Genomic DNA, 20,891 nt, shown 5'->3' with positions numbered 1-20,891 from the left:
GGTGACGTCCCCGTGGTATTGCGCGCTGTAGCCGCTGCCGGGGCTGCGACTGCTGAAGGCTTCCGGCTTTGTCGCAGCCCGCGGCAGCGGTTACAGGGATTGCGTGGTTTTTAGTGCTGCAGGATCTTCTCGAGGAAATGCTGCGCACGCTCCGAGCGGGCGTTGATGTCGCCGAAGAACTCCTCTTTCGGGCAGTCTTCGATGATCTGGCCCTTGTCCATGAAGATCACCCGGTTGGCCACTTTGCGGGCGAAGCCCATTTCGTGGGTCACGCACATCATGGTCATGCCTTCCTGAGCCAGCTGCACCATCACGTCCAGTACCTCGTTGACCATTTCCGGGTCGAGGGCGGAGGTCGGTTCGTCGAACAGCATGACGATCGGGTCCATCGCCAGCGCACGGGCAATCGCCACGCGCTGCTGCTGGCCGCCGGACAGTTGACCCGGGTGTTTGTGGGCGTGGGCGGCGAGGCCTACGCGCTCCAGCAGTTGCAGGCCTTTCTTGGTGGCTTCTTCCTTGCTGCGGCCCAGCACCTTGATCTGCGCGATGGTCAGGTTCTCGGTGATGCTCAGGTGCGGGAACAGCTCGAAATGCTGGAACACCATGCCCACGCGGGAACGCAGTTTCGGCAGGTTGGTCTTCGGGTCGGCGATGGAAGTGCCGTCGACCACGATGTCACCTTTCTGGAACGGCTCCAGGGCGTTGACGCATTTGATCAGGGTGGACTTGCCGGAGCCGGACGGCCCGCAGACCACCACCACTTCGCCTTTCTTGACCTCGGTGCTGCAGTCGGTCAGCACCTGGAAGTCCCCATACCACTTGTTGATGTTCTTGATAGAGATCATATGGCAAACCTTTTTTGCAGACGCTTGACCAGCTGCGAGGCGGCAAAGCTGATTGTGAAATACACCAGACCGGCAACGATCAGGAACTCATTGGAGCGGCCGATGATGTCGCCACCGGAGCGCGAGGCATTGAGGAAGTCCACCAGGCCCACGGTGTAGACCAGGGAGGTGTCCTGGAACAGGATGATGCTCTGCTGCAGCAGCAGCGGGGTCATCTTGCGGAACGCCTGGGGCAGGATGATCAGGCGCATCATCTGGCCGTAGCTCATGCCCAGTGCCTGGGCGGCGCCCATCTGGCCCTTGGGAATCGACTGCACGCCGGCGCGGACGATTTCGCAGAAGTACGCCGCTTCGAACATCATGAAGGCCACGATGCACGAGCCGAACGCACCGATCGGCGTGTCTTCGCCGGTGATCCAGCGCAGCACGAACGGCACCGCCAGGTAGAACCAGGTGATCACCAGCAGCAGCGGGATGGAGCGGAAGTAGTTGACGTAGACGCCGGCGATATTCGACAGCAGTTTGTTATGGGACAGGCGCATCAGCGCCAGGATGGTGCCGAGGATGATCCCGCCGACGACGCCCAGGGCCATCAGCTTGAGGGTCATCAGCATGCCGTTCCACAGGCCGGGAATGGCCGGGACGACGCCAGAGAAATCGAATTCCATTATTTGCCCCCCACGGAGATCAGGCCGGGTACCGCGACTTTCTTCTCGACCAGGCGCATCAGCAGCATCAGGCTCATGTTCAGGGTGAAGTAGATCAGGGTGGCCAGGGTGAAGGCTTCAAACAGGTTGGCCGAGAACTCGGCGGTCTGCTTGGTCTGCGCCAGCAACTCCATCAGGCCGATCAGCGAGGCCACCGAGGAGTTCTTGAAGACGTTGAGGAATTCCGAGGTGAGCGGCGGAATGATGATCCGGTAGGCCTGGGGCAGCAGCACGTTCCAGTAGATCTGCGGCAGCGAGAAGCCCATGGCGCGGGCAGCGGATTCCTGGCCGCGTGGCAGCGCCTGGATACCGGTACGCACTTGTTCGCAGACCCGGGCGGCGGTGAACAGGCCCAGGCACACGACAACGCTCAGGTAGGCCGAGGTGGTCGGGTTGAGGTCCTGCTTGAACCACTCCTGCAGGTTGGCCGGCAGCAGGTCGGGTACCAGGAAGTACCAGATGAACAGCTGAACCAGCAGCGGCACGTTACGGAAGATCTCCACGTAGACCGTGGCGATGCCCGACACCATGCGGTTCGGCACGGTACGCATGACGCCCAGTATCGAGCCCAGCATCAGCGCGACGATCCAGGCCACCACGGCGATGGCGATGGTCCAGCCCAGGCCCGCGATGAACCAGTCGAGATAGGTCTCGCTGCCCACGCCGGTGGACTTGAAGAACACGCCCCAGTCCCAGTTGTAATTCATTAGGGTCTCCCCCTGATCGATCGATGTACAAGCACCCGCTCGGGGAAATCCGTTCCCGACTGCTCATGACGAACAGGCACACGCGATCGGCTCGACAACCACCGGTTCGAGTGTTTCCAAAAAGTGCCAGCAGGTAGTGACAGGCTCCTGAAGGGGCGGGGGCCCCCTCAGGAGACAAGGTTAGTCAGGAATCAGGACTTCTTATCGTCAGCCGCTTTGTCGGTCGGGTTGGCGATCAGCGCCTTGAGCTCGTCGCTCATCGGGAACATCAGGTTCAGGCCTTTTGGCGGAATCGGCGACTGGAACCATTTGTCGTAGATCTTGTTGATCTCGCCCGACTTGTAGGTGGCGACGATGGCGTCGTCCACGGCTTTCTTGAACGGGGCGTCGCCCTTGCGCAGCATGCAGCCGTAGATTTCGTAGGACTGCGCGGTACCGGTCACGGCCCAGTCGGTCGGTTTGCGGGCCTTGGCCATTTCACCGGCCAGCAGCGCGTCGTCCATCATGAAGGCCACGGCGCGGCCGCCTTCGAGCATCTGGAAGGACTCGCCGTGGTCCTTGGCCGAGATCACGTTCATGCCCATCTGCTTGTCGGCGTTCATCGCCTTGAGGATGCGCTCGGACGTGGTGCCAGCGGTGGTCACGACGTTTTTGCCCTTCAGGTCGGCGAAGTCCTTGTAAGGCGAATCTTTCTTGGACAGCAGGCGGGTGCCGATCTCGAAAATGCCGACGGAGAAGTCGACTTGCTGCTGACGCTCGACGTTGTTGGTGGTGGAACCGCACTCGACGTCCACGGTGCCGTTCTGCACCAGCGGGATACGGGTCTGGGAGGTGACCAGGTTGTATTTGACCTTGAGATCCGGCATGTCGAGGTCCTTTTTCAGGGCTTCGACGATTTTCAGCTGGATGTCGTGGGAGTAGCCGACTGGAACGCCGGAGGCATCCGCGATGTAGGAGAACGGAATGGATGCGTCGCGATGTCCGAGGGTGATGGTGCCGGAGTCTTTGATTTTCTTCAGCGTGCCGGTGAGTTCGGCGGAGATTGCTGGAGTGCTAATCAGAGCAGCAGCAATGGCTGCGCCCAACAGATGGGGAACGATGCGCATCAATATTTCCTCGACATTTGTTTTTTTTATGAAGCCAGTTCGACGGCTCTTTTATACAGCGAATGCCTTGACGGCTCCTGATGTGTGTTGGCCCATCAGGCATTCGTCGCAGAGTGTAGAGCATGAGTCGTGCCAGGCCAGCTGATCCGTATCAACACCTTGATTTGCAAGGCTATTAAATATTTGTTGCGGATTTTTCCGCTGATCTTTATCCGGTTATCCGAATCGACCCGAAAGTCGCGTTCGGAAAACCGAATGCCCAGCGGGGCCGGGCTCATCCCCCTGTAGGAGCGAGGCTTGCCCGCGATGGCATCAGCGCGCCGAGCCTGCTGCACCGCGTGGCGAGGATCGCGGGCAAGTCGGATCGCCGCCCACTCGCTCCTACATCAACGGCGGGCATGAAAAAAGCCCCCGGGCCGTAAGGCGCGGGGGCTTTTTATAGAGGCGGCGATCAGGCGGCTTCGATCTTCGTCCGGTTCTGCTCGACCTTCTGCAGGTAGCGCTGCAGGTTTTCCTGTTCGGCCGCAGTGGTGAACAGCCCCAGCTTGCTGCGGCGCCACAGGATGTCCTGGGTGTTGACTGCCCACTCTTCGCGGCACAGGTAGTCGACTTCACGGCTGTAGAGGCCACCGCCCAGGTGCTCGCCCATGTCGCTCAGGCTTTGCACGCCTTCCAGCAGGCGCCAGGTACGGCTGCCGTAGCTGGTGGCCCAGCGGCGGGCGATTTCGCTCGGCACCCAGTCGAACTTCTGGCGAATCGCTTCGGCCAGCGCCTGTGGCGTGGTCATGTCTTCGCCGCCAGGCAGGGTCGAATGGGCGGTCCAGCTTGGCTTGATGTCCTTGAAGAACGGTGCCAGCTGGGCCATGGCCGATTCGGCCAGCTTGCGGTAGGTGGTCAGCTTGCCGCCGAACACCGACAGCAACGGTGCTTCGTCGGCGTTGCCGGACAGCGCCAGGGTGTAGTCCCGGGTCACGGCCGACGGATTGTCGGACTCGTCGTTGCACAGCGGACGCACGCCGGAGTAGGTGTGGACGATGTCCTGGCGGTTCAGTTGTTTCTTGAAGTGGGCGTTGACCACCTTGATGAGGTAGTCGGTTTCGCCCTCGGTGATCGCCACTTGCGCCGGGTCGCCGGTGTACTCGCGGTCGGTGGTGCCGATCAGGGTGAAATGGTTCAGGTACGGAATGGTGAAAACGATGCGCTGGTCTTCGTTCTGCAGGATGTGCGCATGCTCGCCTTCGTACAGCTTCGGCACGATCAGGTGGCTGCCCTGGATCAGGCGGATGCCGTAGGGCGAGTCCAGCTTCAGGTCGTCCTTGATGAACTTGGCGACCCACGGGCCGGCGGCATTCACCAAGGCCTTGGCGCGGATCGAGAACAGGCTGCCGTCGGCGCGCTCCAGGTGCAGGTGCCACATGCCTTTGCTGCGGCGGGCGTTGATGCAGCGGGTCTGGGTGTGCACGTGGGCGCCTTTTTCCCGGGCGGCCATGGCGTTCAGGACCACCAGGCGCGCGTCGTCGACCCAGCAGTCGGAGTATTCGAAGCCTTTGCCGATTTCGGCTTTCAACGGGCTGTCGGCGCCGAACTTCAGGCTCTTGGAACCCGCGAGTTTTTCCCGCTTGCCCAGGTGGTCATAAAGGAACAGGCCGGCGCGGATCATCCATGCCGGGCGCAGGTGCGGACGGTGCGGCAGGACGAAACGCATGGGCTTGACGATGTGCGGGGCCTTGGCCAGCAGCACTTCGCGTTCGGCCAGGGCTTCGCGGACCAGGCGGAATTCGTAATGTTCGAGGTAGCGCAGGCCGCCGTGGATCAGCTTGCTGCTGGCTGAGGAGGTGTGGCTGGCCAGGTCGTCTTTTTCGCAAAGGAACACGGACAGGCCACGCCCGGCGGCATCGGCGGCGATGCCGACGCCATTGATGCCACCGCCGATCACGGCAATGTCGTAAATCTCGGCAAGAGGGGGCGCGGGCAAGGTGGAAGTGGGCATCGGCTGGCCTCGTGTTCTTTTGATATTTGAAATCGAACATGAATGTTCATTTGCGAAAATGTTAGCGCAGAAAACCGCCGACAGCCAGTCACCTTCGATTGAAAAAACTCATCGAAAGGCTGGCAAAGGAAAATTTACGAACATTGTCGGACGGAAGGCAGGTGAGGATGGGCATGCGCCCTGTAGTCGCTGCCGAGCCCTGGCGAGGCTGCGATCGAGGTGGGCGGCATTCCGACGCAGCCCCGCAAACCTGGCGACGCGCCAGGTCTGAATGTTGGCGTCGCCTGGCTTGGCGACCGCTATGTCGGAATGCCGCCCAAGCAGCGGCTACAGGGGGTCAGACGACTTCCAGGCGGATCTTGTGCTGCTGCAGCAACTGGGTCAGGGCTGGAACCGGCTGCTGGTCGGTGACCAGGCAATCGATCAGGCTGATGGGACCGAGGCGGATCATGGCATTGCGCCCGAACTTGCTGGAGTCGGCAGCCAGGATCACCTGCCGGGCATTGGCGATGATCGCCTGGGAAACCCGTACTTCCTGGTAGTCGAAGTCCAGCAGGCTGCCGTCCTCGTCGATGCCGCTGATGCCGACGAGGGCGAAGTCGACCTTGAACTGGTTGATGAAGTCGACGCTGGCCTGGCCGACCACGCCGCCATCGCGGCGCACGTTGCCGCCGGTCAGCAGCACGTCGAAGTCGTCCTTGGCGCTGAGCATGGACGCCACATGCAGGTTGTTGGTGATGATCTTCAGGTGGCTGTGATTGAGCAGCGCCCGGGCAATGGATTCGGTGGTGGTGCCGATATTGATGAACAGCGAGGCGTGATCGGGAATCTGCGCGGCGATGGCTTCGCCGATGCGTTGTTTCTCGTCGCGCATCTGGTCGGCGCGCATGGCGTAGGCGGTGTTTTCGACACTGGAGTCGTAGGCTGCGCCGCCGTGGTAGCGACGCAACAGGTTCACTTCCGCCAGCTGATTGATATCGCGGCGGATGGTTTGCGGGGTGACGACGAACAGCTGCGCCATCTCCTCGATGCTGACGTAGCCGCGTTCGCGGACCAGCTCGAGGATTTGCTGCTGACGGGGAGGCAGATTCATGGGGCGTCCTTTGGGCTGCCATGCAAAATTTGCCCATGATGCCGCAGGAATCTGCTCCCTGCCAGTTACAACCCGATACGAATCCGCGACTTGGCTTATTCGGCGCCTTCGTGCGGAGCCCAGTCGCGGGTGCGGCTGACGGCTTTTTTCCAGCCGGCGTAGAGTTTTTCCTTCTCGGCTTCGACCAGTTGCGGTTCGAACTCGCGTTCGATCAGGGCCTTGCCGCGCAACTCGTCCAGGCTGCCCCAGAAACCGCAGGCCAGGCCAGCCAGGTAAGCCGCGCCCAGGGCCGTGGTTTCACGCATTTGCGGGCGTTCGACCTGGGTGCCGAGGATGTCGGCCTGGAACTGCATGAGGAAGTTGTTGGCCACCGCGCCGCCGTCTACGCGCAGGGCCTTGAGGCGTTCGCCCGAGTCCTGTTGCATGGCGTCCAGGACATCGCGGGTCTGGTAGGCGATCGATTCCAGGGCGGCACGGATGATGTGGTCCACGCGTACGCCGCGGGTCAGGCCGAACAGCGCGCCACGGGCGTAGGGGTCCCAGTACGGGGCGCCCAGGCCGGTGAAGGCCGGGACCAGGTACACGCCGTTGCTGTCCTTGACCTTGCCGGCGAAGTATTCGGTGTCGTGGGCGTCGTTGATGACCTTCAGTTCGTCACGCAGCCATTGCACGGTGGAACCACCGTTGAACACCGCGCCTTCTAGGGCGTAAGCCACTTCGCCACGAGGACCGCAGGCGATGGTGGTGAGCATGCCGTGCTTGGACTTGACCGCCTTGCCGCCGGTATTCATCAGCAGGAAGCAGCCGGTGCCATAGGTGTTTTTCGCCTGGCCTGGCTCTACGCACATCTGGCCGAACAGCGCGGCCTGCTGGTCGCCGGCGATGCCGCCGATGGCGATGCCGCTCTTGGTGCGGCCGTAGATTTCCGAGGACGACTTCACTTCCGGCAGCATTTCCCGAGGGATATCCAGCACTTCCAGCATCTTCGCATCCCACTCCAGGGTGTGGATGTTGAAGAGCATGGTGCGCGAGGCGTTGGTGTAGTCGGTGACGTGGGTCTTGCCGCCGGTGAATTTCCAGATCAGCCAGCTGTCGACGGTGCCGAACAGCAGCTCGCCGTTACGGGCGCGCTCGCGGCTGCCTTCTACGTTGTCGAGGATCCACTTCAGCTTGGTGCCGGAGAAGTACGGGTCGGTGACCAGGCCGGTGGTGTCGCGGATGTAGTCTTCCAGGCCGTCGCGCTTGAGCTGCTCGCAGATCTCGGTGCTGCGGCGGCACTGCCAGACGATGGCGTTGTAGATCGGCCGGCCGGTGGTCTTGTCCCAGACCACGGTGGTTTCGCGCTGGTTGGTGATGCCGATGGCGGCGACCTGATCATGGTGCAGGCCGGCCTGGGCCAGGGCCTCGACCATCACCGCGCTCTGGGTGGCGAAGATTTCCATCGGGTCGTGTTCGACCCAGCCGGCTTGCGGGTAATGCTGGGCGAATTCGCGCTGGGCGGTGCACACGACGTTGGCGTCGCGGTCGAAAATGATCGCGCGGGAGCTGGTCGTACCCTGATCGAGGGCAATGATGTAGTTCTTATTCTGCATGTCGGTCATGTCGATTGCCTTGGACGAAAATAAGGAAGTGGGCAGGGGGCGCGGGATCGGGAGTGGGCAGGACCCCGCGCCGCCGGTTTCAAGAAGTTCTGGCTTTGCCGTCAATGGCTTGTTTTGCGTCCGTTGGAGCAGGGGCGGCGGCGGGCAGGTGACGGGCAATCAGCCCGCGGTAGGCCACGGCGCCGAGGCAGGCACCGATAATCGGTGCGAAAACCGGAACCAGGAAGTACGGGATATCGCGTCCGCCGGTAAAGGAAACCTCGCCCCAGCCCATGAAGAATGTCATCAGTTTAGGGCCAAAATCCCGCGCCGGGTTCATCGCGAAGCCGGTCAGCGGGCCCATGGCACTGCCGATCACGGCAATCAGCAGGCCGATCAGCAGCGGCGCCATCGGGCCACGGGGCAAGCCGTTGTTATCGTCGGTCAGGGACATGATCACGCCCATCAGGATCGCGGTAATCACCACTTCGACCAGGAACGCCTGGGCGGTGGACAGCGCCGGGTTGGCATAGGTGGAGAACACCGACGCCAGTTCCAGGCTGGCCTGGGAGCCGCGGACCATCTGGTGGGCCTGTTCGTAATCGAAGAACAGGTTGCTGTACAGCGTGTAGACCAGCAGCGCCGCGCAGAAGGCGCCGGCGATCTGGGAGAAAATGTAGAACGGCAGTTTGCGCTTCTCGAAATCGGCAAAGATACACAGCGCGATACTGACCGCGGGGTTGAGGTGCGCGCCGGAAACGCCGGCGGTGAGGTAGATCGCCATGCTCACGCCGATCCCCCAGATGATGCTGATTTCCCACAGGCCAAAGCTGGCACCCGCGACCTTGAGCGCGGCAACGCAACCGGTCCCGAAGAAGATCAACAAGGCTGTACCCAGGAACTCGGCCATGCACTGGCCGGAAAGCGACGGTTGTTGTAACGCAGTTGTCATGGAAAACCTCGGTTCTTGTTGTTGTCTGGCGCAGGCGCAAGGGGCGCCGGGCGCGATTTTCACCGTCGGCAGGATCCCCATCCTGGGCGCGGCTTACTGCTGGGTACGGCGGTGGATCGGGCACATGATATTCGCAAACGAAAAAATATAGACAAGAAACATTACTGTCAAAGGTCGAAAGTGAACCATTGGTCATTTTGTAACTATCAGTACTGTGAATGATTTTGCGCGAAAGGCGCCGGCTTGGCGCAAAGGCCGCAGCCGGCCTGGTTTCGGTGGCTGTTCAGGCCGGGCGGATAGCCCTTGAAATAGAGCCTTTTGCTGGCGGATATCCTAGAATTCCCGGCACTGTCTTTATTCGTTTTCCTGCCGACGGAGTTGCCATGACCCCTGCACTGGATCTGCTGAAAAAAGTTCGCGCCGAACATCGGGTGCACAGTTACGAACACGACCCGAAAGCCGCCTCCTATGGCCTGGAAGCAGCGGAAAAGCTGGGCCTCGACCCGGCACAGGTGTTCAAGACGCTGTTGGCCAGCAGTGAAAAGGGCGAGTTGCTGGTGGCGGTGGTGCCGGTCGTCGGAAGTCTCGATCTCAAGGCCCTGGCCCATGCGGCGGGGGTGAAAAAGGCCGAAATGGCCGACCCGGCCGCCGCGCAGCGGGCAACCGGCTACCTGTTGGGCGGGATCAGCCCGCTGGGGCAGAAAAAACGCCTGCGCACCTTTATCGACGACAGTGCGCAACCCTTTGCCAGCATCTTCGTCAGCGCCGGTCGGCGCGGGCTCGAGGTCGAGCTCTCCGCCAGCGTGCTGGCCGAGCACACCCAGGCGAAATTTGCCGCTATCGGTCGCGACTGATTCGGCGGGTGGCAGAAGGCCTCGTCCGAGGTTTCAGCATCTGAGTGGAAGAGGGTGCGAGGCGGGAGGCGTAGCGACAGCGGAGCCGGCGAACCGGCTCCGCTGCGATCATTGGGCGCTGCTGTAGCGGCGAACGCCCGATTCCATCTGTGGCAGCTGTGCGGCGGTGCTGCCGGAGGCCTGGAACAGCACCAGGTGTTCGGCGGCGACGCGGATTCCCACGTCGGCACCGACCTGATGATCGGCGTGGCTGGGGAAGATCGACTCCAGCTGGCTGCCGGTCGGCAGCTGCAGGCGGTACAGGGTCGAGGCACCCTGGAAGCTCTTGCCGACGATCCGCGCCTTGAGGGCGCTGTCCGGGGCGTAAACGATGTCGTCCGGGCGTAGCAGCACATCCACTGCGCCACCGGCTGGCCAGGTATAGGCCCGGTTGCCGCGCAGCACTCCCAGTTCGGTTTGCACCGACTCCGGGCTGTCCAGCTGGCCGCGAATGAAATAGCCCTGGCCGATAAAGCTCGCCACGAACGGCGTCAGCGGTTCGTGATAGAGGTTGTACGGCGTATCCCATTGCTCCAGGCGGCCTTCCTTGAACACCCCAACGTGATCGCTGACGGCAAAGGCTTCTTCCTGGTCGTGGGTAACCAGGATCGCACTGGTGCCCCGCGTCTTGAGGATGTCGCGCACCTCGTGGCTGAGCTTGCGCCGCAGTTCGCCGTCGAGGTTGGAGAACGGTTCGTCGAGCAGCAGCAACTGCGGTTCCGGTGCCAGTGCCCGGGCCAGGGCGACCCGCTGTTGCTGGCCGCCGGACAGTTCGTGGGGGAAGCGCTTGCCGAGGTTCTTCAGGTTGACCAGCTCCAGCAGCTCTTCGACGATCCGGTCCTTGCGCGGATGCTTGCGGATGCCGAAGGCGATGTTGTCCGCCACGCTCAGGTGCGGGAACAGCGCGTAGTCCTGGAACACCATGCCGATCCGCCGACGCTCCGGCGCCAGGGTGAAACCGGCGCTGGAGATGGTTTCGCCGGCCAGCTGGATCTCCCCTTCGTGCACCGGTTCGAAACCGGCAATCGCCCGCAGGGTCGTGGTCTTGCCGCAACCGGAGGAGCCGAGCAGGCAGCCGATATCGCCGGCGTTGAGGTGCAGGTTGAGGTTCTGCACGACCCGCTGGTCCTGATAGCCGCAGGCGAGATTACGCAGATTGAGCAGTAATGGCTGGCTCATGCGTGGTGGTACGCCGGCTCGACCAGGAACTCGAGCAGGGCCTTTTGTGCGTGGAGGCGGTTTTCAGCCTGGTCCCAGGCCACGGAGCGTGGGTCGTCCAACAGATCGAGGCTGATTTCCTCGCCACGGTGGGCGGGCAGGCAGTGCATGAACAGCACGTCCTCGGCGGCCAGGTCGAGTAGCGCGCGATTGACCTGGAACGGCGCGAACAGCTTGAGGCGCTCGGCGGTTTCGTCTTCCTGGCCCATGGAGGTCCAGACGTCGGTGCTCACCAGGTGGGCGCCGATCACCGCGTCTTTCGGATCGCGCACGATGCTCACCCGGTCGCCGGCCCGGGCGACGAATTCAGGGTTGGGCTCGTAGCCCGCGGGGCAGGCGATGCGCAGTTGGAAGTCGAACTGGATCGCCGCTTCTATATAACTGTTGCACATATTGTTGCCGTCGCCGATCCAGGCCACGGTCTTGCCCTGGATCGAGCCGCGGTGTTCCAGGAAGGTTTGCATATCGGCCAGCAACTGGCAGGGGTGCAGGTCGTCGGACAGGCCGTTGATCACCGGTACCCGGGAATTGGCCGCGAACTCGGTCAGGGTGCGGTGGGCAAAGGTACGGATCATCACCGCGTCGAGCATGCGCGACATGACGATGGCGCAATCGCTGATCGGCTCGCCGCGACCCAGCTGGGTGTCGCGTGGCGACAGGAAGATTGCCTGGCCGCCGAGCTGGATCATGCCGGCTTCGAAAGACAGGCGGGTGCGGGTAGAGGACTTCTCGAAAATCATCCCGAGAACGCGGTTTTTCAGAGGCTCGAAGAGTACGCCGCGATTACGCAGGTCCTTCAGCTCGATGCCTCGACGAATCACGCTGACCAGCTCTTCGGGCGTGCAATCCATCAGGGAGAGAAAGTGCCTTGCGCTCATCATTAACTACCTTTTTGCAACGGACCGCAGATACTCAAAGCCTTGTTTTATCGAGAAACGGGCGAGACCTGCGGCGAAAGCCGCACGGGGGCGACGAAATAGGGGAAGGCGCGATCTTATAATTAAATGTCGCGTCTTACCAATAGTAGGCTTGGTATCTGGGTTTTCACCCGGTTTCAAGCGGAGGGCTGAACCCGATCGAGCGGTGCCGCGGCGCATGGAACCCGCTCTATCCACACTGGAAACGTTCCGTCGGAAGCGACCGGACAGTCCATTTGTACACTGTGCCTCGGCCGCTTTGCAACGAACCCCGCGGCGCATGCCGCTATCAGATATATAGCCGGCGCGAGCCTGCATTCGAGAGATCTCGGCCTGAAACATTTCCTAAGACAAAGTGCCGAGGTTATAAAGGCGCACCGGCAACAGGGAAGTGCTTGGCATGGAATCGAAAGAACAGCAATTGAAGACACTGTTGGGGTTGACCACACGCACCCTGACCGACCTGACTGCATCCATTACCTCGATGTCCTTCGAGTTGCTGCGCAGCGAGGACAGCGTGACGCGCAACGCCGCGCGGCAGATGATCGATCGGATGATGACCATCAGCGGCAATCTGGACGAACACTGGCGGCTGCTCGCCGAGTTCAGCGGCGCGCAGGACGGCGAAGCCCCGCTGGATGGCATGACGCCCATCACCCGTCAGGACGATTCCCCCAGGCTTCCTTCCAACTGAGCCATCGGCGGGCCTGATGCCCGGCGATTCACAAGACGAACGTCCCTAGCGCCGCCCCCGGTCTGGCACCATAGTTTTGTTCCCGCGGCCTGACGCTGGCCGCCCCGAACAAAACAGAGACTGGCCATGACCAAGACTCTCCATCACCGTGCCTGCCACCTGTGTGAAGCCATCTGTGGCTTGACCATAGAAACCACTGAAGTCGACGGCGGCGCCCCGCAGATCACCTCGATCAAGGGCGATGCGCAGGACAGCTTCAGTCGCGGCCATATCTGCCCCAAGGCCGTGGCGCTGCAAGACATCCAGAACGACCCGGACCGGCTGCGCCAGCCCATGCGCAGGGTCGGCGGCGAATGGCAGGCCATCGAGTGGGACGAGGCTTTCAGCCTGGTGGCCGAGCGCCTGGCGGCGATCCAGGAGCGGCATGGCCAGAATGCGGTGGCGGTCTATCAGGGCAACCCCAGCGTGCACAACTATGGGTTGATGACCCACAGCAATTATTTTCTCGGCCTGCTGAAAACCCGTAACCGGTTTTCCGCTACCTCGGTGGACCAACTGCCGCAGCACCTGAGCAGCTACCTGATGTACGGCCACGGGTTGCTATTGCCGATCCCGGATATCGACCACACCGATTTCATGCTGATCCTGGGGGGCAATCCGCTGGCGTCCAACGGCAGCATCATGACCGTGCCCGACGTGGAGAAACGCCTGAAGGCGATCCAGGCGCGAGGCGGCAAAGTGGTGGTGGTCGATCCCCGGCGCAGCGAGACGGCGGCAATGGCCGACCAGCATGTGTTCGTCCGCCCGGGGGGCGATGTCGCGCTGCTGTTCGGCATGCTGCAGACGATCTTCGAGGAAGGACTGACCCGCGACAGCCATCTGCCGGTGGATGGCCTGGCCGAGGTGCGCCAAGCCATTTCCGGTTTCAGCGCCGAAGCCATGAGCCCGTTGTGTTCGGTGCCGGCGCTGCAGATCCGTCAACTGGCGCGAGACTTCGCCGCGGCGGATAAGGCGGTGTGTTACGGCCGCATGGGGGTTTCCACCCAGGCGTTCGGCACCCTCTGCCATTGGCTGGTGCAACTGCTCAACCTGGTGACCGGCAACCTGGACCGGATCGGCGGTGCCCTGTGCACCGAGCCGGCGGTGGATCTGGTGGCGGCGACCGCGGGCGGGCATTTCAATGCCTGGCAAAGCCGGGTATCCGGACGTCCCGAATACGGCGGCGAGCTACCGGTCTCCGCCCTGGCCGAAGAGATGCTGACCGAAGGGGAGGGGCAGGTGCGGGCGCTGATCACAGTGGCCGGCAATCCGGTGTTGTCCACCCCCAATGGGCGGCAGCTGGAGCAGGCGCTGGATGGCCTGGAGTTCATGGTCAGCGTCGACCTGTACATCAACGAAACCACGCGTTACGCGGACCTGATCCTGCCCTCGACCTCGGCCCTGGAGAACGATCATTACGACACCACCTTCAATATGTTCGCGGTGCGTAATGTCAGTCGCTTCAACCGGGCGATCCTGCCCAAGCCGGAGGGGGCGCTGCATGACTGGGAAATCTTCGTCGGCCTGGCCAGGGCCTTCGCCGCGCGGACCGGCAAGGAGCTCAAGCCGACCGTGGCCCCGGCGCAGATGATTGACAGGGGGCTGCACGCGGGGTCGTATGGCGAGGCGTCCGGGTTCAACCTGTCCGTGGCGACGCTGGCCGACCATCCTCACGGGATCGACCTGGGGCCGCTCAAACCCAACCTGGCGGCGCGCCTGAAAACCGAGAACCGACGGGTGCAGGCGGCTCCCGCGGCGATCATGGCGGACCTCAAGCGCTTTGCCGCGTTGCAGGCTCCTGCGGCCGATGAACTGGTGATGATCGGGCGGCGTCATGTGCGCAGCAACAATTCGTGGATGCACAACTACCATCGGCTGGTGAAGGGCAAGCCGCGGCACCAGTTGCTGATGCACCCCGATGACCTGAGCCGGCGTGGGCTGGCTGACGGGCAGCGGGTGCGGGTCAGCTCGCGGGTCGGGGCGATCGAGGTGGAAGTCCTGGCCAGCAGCGAGATGATGCCTGGCGTGGTCAGTCTGCCCCATGGCTGGGGGCATGGGCGGCCGGGCGTGCAAATGAGCATCGCCATGGCGCAGCCCGGGTCGAGTGCCAATGACCTGACCGACGAGCGTCAGCTGGATGAGCTATCGGGTAATGCCGCGCTCAATGGGGTGCCGGTGAAGGTGGAGGCGGCCTGAGAAGTCTGTCGGAGAGGCCGAGCATGGCGCTTGGCTTTCCGTTACAATGCGCCACCGTGCCGACAACTGCGTCGGAAAGTTCAGCCGAGGTGCTCCATGGATATCATCGAAACTATTAAAGAGCAGATTGCCAACAACACCATTCTGCTTTACATGAAAGGCTCGCCGAATGCCCCGCAGTGCGGCTTCTCCGCGAAAGCCGCTCAGGCCGTGATGGGTTGTGGCGAGAAGTTCGCTTACGTGGACATCCTGCAGAACCCGGAAATCCGCGCCAACCTGCCTAAATACGCCAACTGGCCGACTTTCCCGCAACTGTGGGTGGCTGGTGAACTGGTCGGCGGCAGCGACATCATGGCTGAGATGTTCGCCAATGGTGAGTTGCAGACCCTGATCAAGGCCGCTGCCGAAAAAGCCGCTGCCAAGACCGAAGCCTGATTCGCCTTGCAGGAGCGAGCTGCTCGCTCCTGCAACTTGTGTGGATTCATCCACACAATAAAAAAGCCCCGCCCTCGTAAGAGAGGCGGGGCTTTTTCATGGGGTGAAAACCTGGGGAAGTTACTCGTCGCCCATCTGCGATTGCAGGTAGTTTTCCAGGCCGACTTTATCGATCAGGCCCAGTTGGGTTTCCAGCCAGTCGATATGTTCTTCTTCGGATTCCAGGATGTCTTCCAGCAGCTCGCGGCTACCGAAGTCACCGACCGACTCGCAATGGGCGATGGCGGCTTTCAGGTCAGCGTGGCCGGTACGCTCGATGCGCAGGTCGCACTCGAGCATTTCCTTGGTGTGTTCGCCGATGTGCAGTTTGCCCAGGTCCTGGACGTTTGGCAGGCCTTCGAGGAAGAGGATGCGCTTGATCAGCTTGTCCGCATGCTTCATCTCGTCGATGGACTCATGGTATTCGTGCTTACCCAGCTTGTTCAGGCCCCAGTCTTCGTACATGCGGGCATGCAGGAAATACTGATTGATCGCGACCAGTTCATTGGCAAGGATTTTGTTGAGATGCTGGATGACTGTGATGTCGCCTTTCATGGTGGGGTCCTGCCCTGTAATTAGCGGTATATAGGGCAGAGTTTGAGCCGCACAGTGATGAGTGTCAAACCTAAGTTGTTGAATAATATATGAAAATTAATCGGAATAAGAATGTTTGTGTTCTGCGTTTTGACGCTAAGCGCTTGAATTACAGGCATAAAAAAGCCGGACATGAAGTCCGGCTCTTTTAAATGGCGCTAATTACGCAACATTAAATTCTACGGGGTAAGGAATCGCTGGCTGGCTGCTTTGCAGTTCGGTCAGGGTTTCGCGAACCACCTGCTTGGCCAGGCAGGCGCATTTTCCGCATTGGCTGGCAACGCCGGTCGCCTGGCGTACTTCACGATAGCTGCAGCAACCGTCGTAGATTGCATCGCGGATTTGTCCGTCGGTGACGCCAGTGCAGAGGCAGACATACATAAGGTGAGAACCGTCGCTGGTTAGGGCTCAATGCACCGGATCTTAATGTTAACGAGAATGATTGTCAAAGTTGTTTCCCCAGGCTTTTGGCCGGGTTCGTGTCTGGCAGACGAACGGTTTTTTCCAGGGTGATGGCCAGTTGCCTCGCAGCGGCGTTTTTTTGATGCCGGCCCCAGGGGGCGGAAAAACCACTAAGGACAGCTCAAAAACGCAGTGTATGATGTGCGGTCCTTACGAAGCGGGATCGAGTCACAGGGCTGTCGCTTAGCGGCGTCAGACTGGCTGGGTCTCATCTTCATCCGATCACACCAGGAGATATCCAATGAGCGTACTCGTAGGCAAACAAGCCCCTGACTTCACCGTTCCAGCCGTTCTCGGCAATGGCGAAATCGTCGACAGCTTCACCCTGTCCTCGGCCATCAAAGGCAAATACGGCCTGGTGTTCTTCTACCCACTGGACTTCACCTTCGTCTGCCCGTCCGAGCTGATCGCCCTGGACCACCGCATGGCTGACTTCAAGGCGCGCAACGTTGAAGTGATCGCTGTTTCGATCGACTCGCACTTCACTCACAACGCCTGGCGCAACACTCCGATCAATGCCGGCGGCATCGGTCAGGTCCAGTACATCATGGCTGCCGACATGAAGCACGACATCGCCAAGGCTTACGACGTTGAGTCCGAAGGCGGCGTGGCTTTCCGCGGCGCATTCCTGATCGACGACAAAGGCGTGGTTCGTTCGCAGATCGTCAACGACCTGCCGCTGGGCCGTAACATGGAAGAGCTGATCCGTCTGGTCGACGCTCTGCAGTTCCACGAAGAGCACGGCGAAGTTTGCCCAGCCAACTGGAAGAAGGGTGACAAGGGCATGACCGCTTCGCCAGAAGGCGTTGCTGCTTACCTGAGCGAGAACGCCGGCAAGCTGTAAGCCGCGCTTCACGCATAAAAAAACCGGCCCAAGGGCCGGTTTTTTTATGCGCGGATGGCTCAGTGACGGTATCAGTCGTTGAAGTCTTCCCAGCCGCCCATTTCCTTCCAGCGATTGACGATGCCGCAGAACAGGTCGGCGGTTTTCTCGGTGTCATAGCGTGCGGAATGCGCCTCACGGCCATCGAAGTCGATGTCGGCGGCCTGGCACGCCTTGGCCAGCACGGTTTGACCGTAAGCCAGGCCGGCGAGCGTCGCGGTGTCGAAGCTGGAGAACGGATGGAACGGGTTACGTTTCATGTCCAGCCGCGCGACAGCCGCGTTGAGGAAGCCCAGGTCGAAGCTGCTGTTGTGGCCGACCAGAATCGCGCGCTTGCAACCGTTGGCCTTCAGGGCCTTGCGCACGCTGCGGAAGATATCGTTCAGCGCGGTTTCTTCGCTGACCGCCATGCGCAGCGGGTGGTCGAGCTTGATCCCGGTGAACTCCAGCGCCGCAGGTTCGATGTTGGCGCCTTCGAAAGGCTCAACACGGAAAAACAGGGTGTGCTCGGGGAACACGAAACCCTTTTCATCCATGCCGATGATGGTCGCGGCAATCTCCAGCAGAGCGTCGGTGGCCGAGTTGAAACCACCGGTTTCAACGTCGACGACTACCGGCAGGTAACCACGAAAGCGTGCTGCCATTGGATGACGCGAGCCACCACCGCCTTGACCGTCCTGCTCGTCGTCGTAATGGTCTTCACTCACGCGTATTCCTCCAGCAGGCGCCAGCGCAGTTTTTCACCGGCGCGCAGCGGGATGACGTTCAGCTCGCCGAAAGGCAGGCTGGCAGGGGCGGTCCATTCTTCGCGAACCAGGGTGATGCGATCGGTGTTGGCAGGCAGGCCATAGAAGCGCGGGCCATTGAGGCTGGCGAAGGCTTCCAGCTTGTCCAGCGCGTTGCGCTGTTCGAAGGCCTCGGCGTACAGCTCGATCGCGGCATAGGCGGTGTAGCAGCCGGCGCAGCCACAGGCTGCTTCCTTGGCATGCTGGGCGTGGGGCGCAGAGTCGGTGCCGAGGAAGAACTTCTGGCTGCCGCTGGTGGCGGCCTCGAGCAGCGCCTCCTGGTGCACGTTGCGCTTGAGGATCGGCAGGCAATAGAAGTGCGGACGAATCCCGCCGACCAGCATGTGGTTGCGGTTGTACAGCAGGTGGTGGGCGGTGATGGTCGCGCCGACGTTGGCCGTCGCCTCGTTGACGAATTGCACGGCGTCACGGGTGGTGATGTGTTCGAACACCACCTTGAGCGTCGGGAAACGCTCGACGACACGGCGCATGTGCTCGTCGATGAACTGCTTCTCGCGGTCGAACACATCGACTTCGCTACGGGTGACTTCGCCGTGGACTAGCAGCGGCATGCCGACTTCGGCCATGGCCTCCAGCGCCGGGAAGATCTTGTCGATGCTGGTGACGCCCGAGTCCGAGTTGGTGGTCGCGCCGGCCGGGTAGAGCTTGGCGGCGTGAACGAAACCACTGGCCTTGGCCGCGCGGATTTCTTCGGGCTGGGTGCGATCGGTGAGGTAGAGCACCATCAGCGGTTCGAAGCGGCTGCTGGCCGGCCGCGCAGCGAGGATACGCTGGCGATAGGCGTCGGCTTCAGCGGCGTTGCGCACCGGAGGTACCAGGTTAGGCATGATGATGGCGCGGCCAAAGGTGCGCGCGACATCCGCGACAGTATTGGTCAACACGGCACCATCGCGAAGATGAATATGCCAGTCGTCGGGACGCAGCAGGGTCAGGCGGTCGGACATGGGGGGGTTCCAGGCGGGTCAAACTCCAGGGAATGCTACCGGAAAAGACTCTTGCAGGCACTCGCTATCAAGTTTTGCGTAAAGCTTCCGATATCCCGAAGGTATGCCGTAAACGGGCATTTCGATTTTCGTGATGTACAAGTCAGTGGAGCCTCCCGTGCGCCAGCGTTATCTAGCCTTGCTCAGTGTGTTTGCCAGCCTTCCCGCGATGGCACTGACTTTCCAGACTCGTCTGGAGAGCATTGAGTGGACGGTCGAAGGCGATAAGTTCGAGTGCCGTCTGAGCCAGCCGATCACCGATTTCGGCGCCGGGGAGTTCGTGCGCCGTGCCGGCGAGCAGGCGACGTTCCGCCTCAAGGCGTTCAATCCGATGCTGGCTGGCGGTTCGGCCACGCTGCTCGCAGCCGCCGCGCCGTGGCAACCGGGGCGCGGCGATATCAACCTGGGGTCGGTACGGCTCGGTAGCGGCGATGTACTGCTCAACAGCTCGCAACTGCAGGCCGGGCGACTGATCGGTGGGTTGATGGATGGCCGCAGCCCGGTGGTCCGCCACTATTCCCGTGAGGGTGGGGTGTCCGAAGTACGCCTGCTGCCGGTCAAGTTCAGCAAGGCCTATGGCGATTATCAGCGCTGTGTCGCCAAGCTGCTGCCGATGAACTTCGATCAGGTCAGGCAATCCGAGGTGGGCTTCCCCGGGGGCGGCATCGATCTGGATGCCAAGGCCAAGGCTAAGCTGCAGGTGATGCTCGAGTTCCTCAAGGCCGATCCGACGGTCAATCACATCCAGCTCGACGGCCACTCGGACAACAGCGGCAATCGCCTGGCCAACCGTGATCTGTCACGCCGCCGGGCGCTGGCGGTGATGGAGTTCTTCAAGGCCAACGGCGTTCCCGAGTCGCAGATCGAGATGCGTTTCCACGGCGAACGTTACCCGCTGGCGCCCAATACCAACGCTGCGAACCGGGCGAAGAACCGTCGGGTCAATGTGCAACTGGAGCGGGTGCCGGTCGTGGAAAAAACGGCTCCCCAGGCGGCCGCCTCCGCCAACGCCGCGGCGACTTCCTGAAACGGCTGTCGTCGTCGCCCGCTCGACATAATCTGTCGCTTCGTCGTCATAAGCTGTCGCCCCTCTGTAAATTATCCGCGTTGACCGGTAGAATTGACCGCTTTCCGTAGAACCCCGTGGAGTGATGGCATGGCGGACGTAAACAAGGTCGTTCTGGCGTATTCCGGCGGCCTGGACACTTCGGTGATCCTCAAGTGGCTGCAGGATACTTATAACTGTGAAGTGGTGACGTTCACCGCTGACCTGGGTCAGGGCGAAGAGGTCGAACCGGCACGTGCCAAGGCGCAAGCCATGGGCGTTAAAGAGATCTATATCGACGACCTGCGCGAAGAGTTCGTTCGCGATTTCGTATTCCCGATGTTCCGTGCCAACACCGTCTACGAAGGTGAGTACCTGCTGGGTACCTCCATCGCTCGTCCGTTGATCGCCAAGCGCCTGATCGAAATCGCCAACGAAACCGGCGCCGACGCCATTTCTCACGGCGCCACCGGCAAGGGCAACGACCAGGTGCGTTTCGAACTGGGTGCCTACGCCCTGAAACCAGGCGTGAAAGTGATCGCTCCCTGGCGCGAGTGGGACCTGCTGTCCCGCGAGAAGCTGATGGACTACGCCGAGAAGCACGGGATCCCGATCGAGCGTCACGGCATCACTACTACTCCGCTTCGCCGATCCTGTACCGCGTACTTGTTTTGCTTGCTATTGCTGCTTTGGCTGCCTGGGTCATG

General features: G+C 61.6%; 21 protein-coding genes. 7 read left to right on the top strand and 14 right to left on the bottom strand.

All coding sequences use genetic code 11. The features are described from left to right. Positions 1 to 110: 110 nt before the first annotated feature. The 8 genes from ACQKQA_RS12435 to ACQKQA_RS12400 form a co-directional block, all read right to left on the bottom strand. Positions 111 to 845, bottom strand: a complete 735-nt coding sequence (locus ACQKQA_RS12435) for an amino acid ABC transporter ATP-binding protein (protein WP_427557412.1) — start codon at positions 843 to 845, stop codon at positions 111 to 113. Next, entirely contained in the window at positions 842 to 1,513 is a 672-nt protein-coding gene (locus ACQKQA_RS12430) for an amino acid ABC transporter permease (RefSeq protein WP_427557409.1), read from the bottom strand. Before ACQKQA_RS12430 ends, ACQKQA_RS12435 begins: the two co-directional genes overlap by 4 nt. Next, positions 1,513 to 2,259: an amino acid ABC transporter permease gene (locus tag ACQKQA_RS12425; protein WP_427557406.1), complete on the bottom strand. Its 747-nt coding sequence runs from the start codon at positions 2,257 to 2,259 to the stop codon at positions 1,513 to 1,515. The genes ACQKQA_RS12430 and ACQKQA_RS12425 overlap by 1 nt, the downstream gene beginning before the upstream one ends. Before the next feature lie 191 nt (positions 2,260 to 2,450). After that, positions 2,451 to 3,365, bottom strand: a complete 915-nt coding sequence (locus ACQKQA_RS12420) for a glutamate/aspartate ABC transporter substrate-binding protein (protein WP_427557403.1) — start codon at positions 3,363 to 3,365, stop codon at positions 2,451 to 2,453. A 451-nt stretch (positions 3,366 to 3,816) separates the two neighbouring features. Further along, positions 3,817 to 5,355 carry a glycerol-3-phosphate dehydrogenase gene (gene glpD / locus ACQKQA_RS12415; RefSeq protein ID WP_427557401.1) on the bottom strand — a complete coding sequence of 513 codons (1,539 nt, stop codon included), beginning with the start codon at positions 5,353 to 5,355 and terminating at the stop codon, positions 3,817 to 3,819. Between the two features lie 337 nt (positions 5,356 to 5,692). Beyond that, positions 5,693 to 6,448, bottom strand: coding sequence for a DeoR/GlpR family transcriptional regulator (locus tag ACQKQA_RS12410; protein ID WP_007922413.1), 756 nt, complete (start codon positions 6,446 to 6,448; stop codon positions 5,693 to 5,695). A 95-nt stretch (positions 6,449 to 6,543) separates the two neighbouring features. After that, positions 6,544 to 8,049 (bottom strand): glycerol kinase GlpK, encoded by a 1,506-nt coding sequence (gene glpK / locus ACQKQA_RS12405; RefSeq protein WP_427557398.1) that lies wholly within the window; start codon positions 8,047 to 8,049, stop codon positions 6,544 to 6,546. A 79-nt stretch (positions 8,050 to 8,128) separates the two neighbouring features. Beyond that, a complete protein-coding gene (locus tag ACQKQA_RS12400; protein WP_427557395.1) occupies positions 8,129 to 8,980 on the bottom strand; it encodes an MIP/aquaporin family protein in 852 nt (283 codons plus the stop codon). A 383-nt stretch (positions 8,981 to 9,363) separates the two neighbouring features. On the opposite strand from ACQKQA_RS12400, the gene ybaK reads away from it, so the two are divergent. Then, complete coding sequence (gene ybaK / locus ACQKQA_RS12395; protein WP_427557392.1) at positions 9,364 to 9,834, top strand: Cys-tRNA(Pro) deacylase; 471 nt, start codon at positions 9,364 to 9,366, stop codon at positions 9,832 to 9,834. Positions 9,835 to 9,942: 108 nt separating this feature from the next. Here the strand turns inward: ybaK and ACQKQA_RS12390 are convergent, their stop codons facing one another. Both ACQKQA_RS12390 and argF read right to left on the bottom strand, forming a co-directional pair. After that, positions 9,943 to 11,052 carry an ABC transporter ATP-binding protein gene (locus ACQKQA_RS12390; RefSeq protein WP_427557390.1) on the bottom strand — a complete coding sequence of 370 codons (1,110 nt, stop codon included), beginning with the start codon at positions 11,050 to 11,052 and terminating at the stop codon, positions 9,943 to 9,945. Further along, a complete protein-coding gene (gene argF / locus ACQKQA_RS12385) occupies positions 11,049 to 11,969 on the bottom strand; it encodes an ornithine carbamoyltransferase (protein WP_427557387.1) in 921 nt (306 codons plus the stop codon). Before argF ends, ACQKQA_RS12390 begins: the two co-directional genes overlap by 4 nt. Before the next feature lie 439 nt (positions 11,970 to 12,408). On the opposite strand from argF, the gene ACQKQA_RS12380 reads away from it, so the two are divergent. The 3 genes from ACQKQA_RS12380 to grxD all read left to right on the top strand — a co-directional run bounded on the left by ACQKQA_RS12380 (position 12,409) and on the right by grxD (position 15,372). After that, entirely contained in the window at positions 12,409 to 12,702 is a 294-nt protein-coding gene (locus ACQKQA_RS12380; protein ID WP_427557385.1) for a hypothetical protein, read from the top strand. Between the two features lie 126 nt (positions 12,703 to 12,828). Further along, a complete protein-coding gene (locus ACQKQA_RS12375; protein WP_427557382.1) occupies positions 12,829 to 14,937 on the top strand; it encodes a molybdopterin oxidoreductase family protein in 2,109 nt (702 codons plus the stop codon). A 96-nt stretch (positions 14,938 to 15,033) separates the two neighbouring features. Further along, positions 15,034 to 15,372: a Grx4 family monothiol glutaredoxin gene (gene grxD / locus ACQKQA_RS12370; protein WP_007922425.1), complete on the top strand. Its 339-nt coding sequence runs from the start codon at positions 15,034 to 15,036 to the stop codon at positions 15,370 to 15,372. A gap of 120 nt (positions 15,373 to 15,492) precedes the next feature. Here grxD and bfr read toward each other — a convergent pair whose 3' ends face one another. Together bfr and ACQKQA_RS12360 are read right to left on the bottom strand one after the other, a co-directional pair. Beyond that, positions 15,493 to 15,966 carry a bacterioferritin gene (bfr, locus tag ACQKQA_RS12365; protein ID WP_009050554.1) on the bottom strand — a complete coding sequence of 158 codons (474 nt, stop codon included), beginning with the start codon at positions 15,964 to 15,966 and terminating at the stop codon, positions 15,493 to 15,495. Between the two features lie 201 nt (positions 15,967 to 16,167). Beyond that, positions 16,168 to 16,386: a bacterioferritin-associated ferredoxin gene (locus ACQKQA_RS12360; protein WP_007922430.1), complete on the bottom strand. Its 219-nt coding sequence runs from the start codon at positions 16,384 to 16,386 to the stop codon at positions 16,168 to 16,170. Between the two features lie 322 nt (positions 16,387 to 16,708). Between ACQKQA_RS12360 and ACQKQA_RS12355 the strand changes: the two genes are divergently transcribed. After that, the gene (locus tag ACQKQA_RS12355) at positions 16,709 to 17,311 is read left to right on the top strand and encodes a peroxiredoxin (RefSeq protein ID WP_007922432.1); all 603 of its coding nucleotides are present in this window, start codon (positions 16,709 to 16,711) and stop codon (positions 17,309 to 17,311) included. A gap of 71 nt (positions 17,312 to 17,382) precedes the next feature. Here ACQKQA_RS12355 and rnt read toward each other — a convergent pair whose 3' ends face one another. Next, complete coding sequence (gene rnt / locus ACQKQA_RS12350; protein WP_427557376.1) at positions 17,383 to 18,057, bottom strand: ribonuclease T; 675 nt, start codon at positions 18,055 to 18,057, stop codon at positions 17,383 to 17,385. Beyond that, positions 18,054 to 19,100, bottom strand: coding sequence for a dihydroorotase (gene pyrC, locus ACQKQA_RS12345; RefSeq protein WP_427557373.1), 1,047 nt, complete (start codon positions 19,098 to 19,100; stop codon positions 18,054 to 18,056). The genes rnt and pyrC overlap by 4 nt, the downstream gene beginning before the upstream one ends. Positions 19,101 to 19,257: 157 nt before the next feature. Here pyrC and ACQKQA_RS12340 point away from each other — a divergent pair, with 157 nt between their 5' ends. Both ACQKQA_RS12340 and ACQKQA_RS12335 read left to right on the top strand, forming a co-directional pair. Then, positions 19,258 to 20,166 (top strand): flagellar protein MotY, encoded by a 909-nt coding sequence (locus ACQKQA_RS12340; RefSeq protein WP_427557370.1) that lies wholly within the window; start codon positions 19,258 to 19,260, stop codon positions 20,164 to 20,166. 129 nt (positions 20,167 to 20,295) lie between these two features. Further along, positions 20,296 to 20,891 (top strand): argininosuccinate synthase domain-containing protein (locus ACQKQA_RS12335; protein WP_427557367.1); only part of this gene is annotated, 596 nt, incomplete at its 3' end.

Origin of the sequence: Pseudomonas sp. NPDC089530, from assembly GCF_050280705.1 — a bacterium.
In the GTDB taxonomy this organism is placed as follows: Bacteria; Pseudomonadota; Gammaproteobacteria; order Pseudomonadales; family Pseudomonadaceae; genus Aquipseudomonas.
Note: the sequence above shows the minus strand (reverse complement) of the source record. Positions and strands in the feature narration are given on the sequence as shown.

Bases quoted from the DNA above. Each gene is read 5' to 3' on its own strand.
- ACQKQA_RS12435 (WP_427557412.1), bottom strand. From the start codon at position 845: ATGATCTCTATCAAGAACATCAACAAGTGGTATGGGGACTTCCAGGTG.
- ACQKQA_RS12430 (WP_427557409.1), bottom strand. From the start codon at position 1,513: ATGGAATTCGATTTCTCTGGCGTCGTCCCGGCCATTCCCGGCCTGTGG.
- ACQKQA_RS12425 (WP_427557406.1), bottom strand. From the start codon at position 2,259: ATGAATTACAACTGGGACTGGGGCGTGTTCTTCAAGTCCACCGGCGTG.
- ACQKQA_RS12420 (WP_427557403.1), bottom strand. From the start codon at position 3,365: ATGCGCATCGTTCCCCATCTGTTGGGCGCAGCCATTGCTGCTGCTCTG.
- glpD (WP_427557401.1), bottom strand. From the start codon at position 5,355: ATGCCCACTTCCACCTTGCCCGCGCCCCCTCTTGCCGAGATTTACGAC.
- ACQKQA_RS12410 (WP_007922413.1), bottom strand. From the start codon at position 6,448: ATGAATCTGCCTCCCCGTCAGCAGCAAATCCTCGAGCTGGTCCGCGAA.
- glpK (WP_427557398.1), bottom strand. From the start codon at position 8,049: ATGACCGACATGCAGAATAAGAACTACATCATTGCCCTCGATCAGGGT.
- ACQKQA_RS12400 (WP_427557395.1), bottom strand. From the start codon at position 8,980: ATGACAACTGCGTTACAACAACCGTCGCTTTCCGGCCAGTGCATGGCC.
- ybaK (WP_427557392.1), top strand. From the start codon at position 9,364: ATGACCCCTGCACTGGATCTGCTGAAAAAAGTTCGCGCCGAACATCGG.
- ACQKQA_RS12390 (WP_427557390.1), bottom strand. From the start codon at position 11,052: ATGAGCCAGCCATTACTGCTCAATCTGCGTAATCTCGCCTGCGGCTAT.
- argF (WP_427557387.1), bottom strand. From the start codon at position 11,969: ATGAGCGCAAGGCACTTTCTCTCCCTGATGGATTGCACGCCCGAAGAG.
- ACQKQA_RS12380 (WP_427557385.1), top strand. From the start codon at position 12,409: ATGGAATCGAAAGAACAGCAATTGAAGACACTGTTGGGGTTGACCACA.
- ACQKQA_RS12375 (WP_427557382.1), top strand. From the start codon at position 12,829: ATGACCAAGACTCTCCATCACCGTGCCTGCCACCTGTGTGAAGCCATC.
- grxD (WP_007922425.1), top strand. From the start codon at position 15,034: ATGGATATCATCGAAACTATTAAAGAGCAGATTGCCAACAACACCATT.
- bfr (WP_009050554.1), bottom strand. From the start codon at position 15,966: ATGAAAGGCGACATCACAGTCATCCAGCATCTCAACAAAATCCTTGCC.
- ACQKQA_RS12360 (WP_007922430.1), bottom strand. From the start codon at position 16,386: ATGTATGTCTGCCTCTGCACTGGCGTCACCGACGGACAAATCCGCGAT.
- ACQKQA_RS12355 (WP_007922432.1), top strand. From the start codon at position 16,709: ATGAGCGTACTCGTAGGCAAACAAGCCCCTGACTTCACCGTTCCAGCC.
- pyrC (WP_427557373.1), bottom strand. From the start codon at position 19,100: ATGTCCGACCGCCTGACCCTGCTGCGTCCCGACGACTGGCATATTCAT.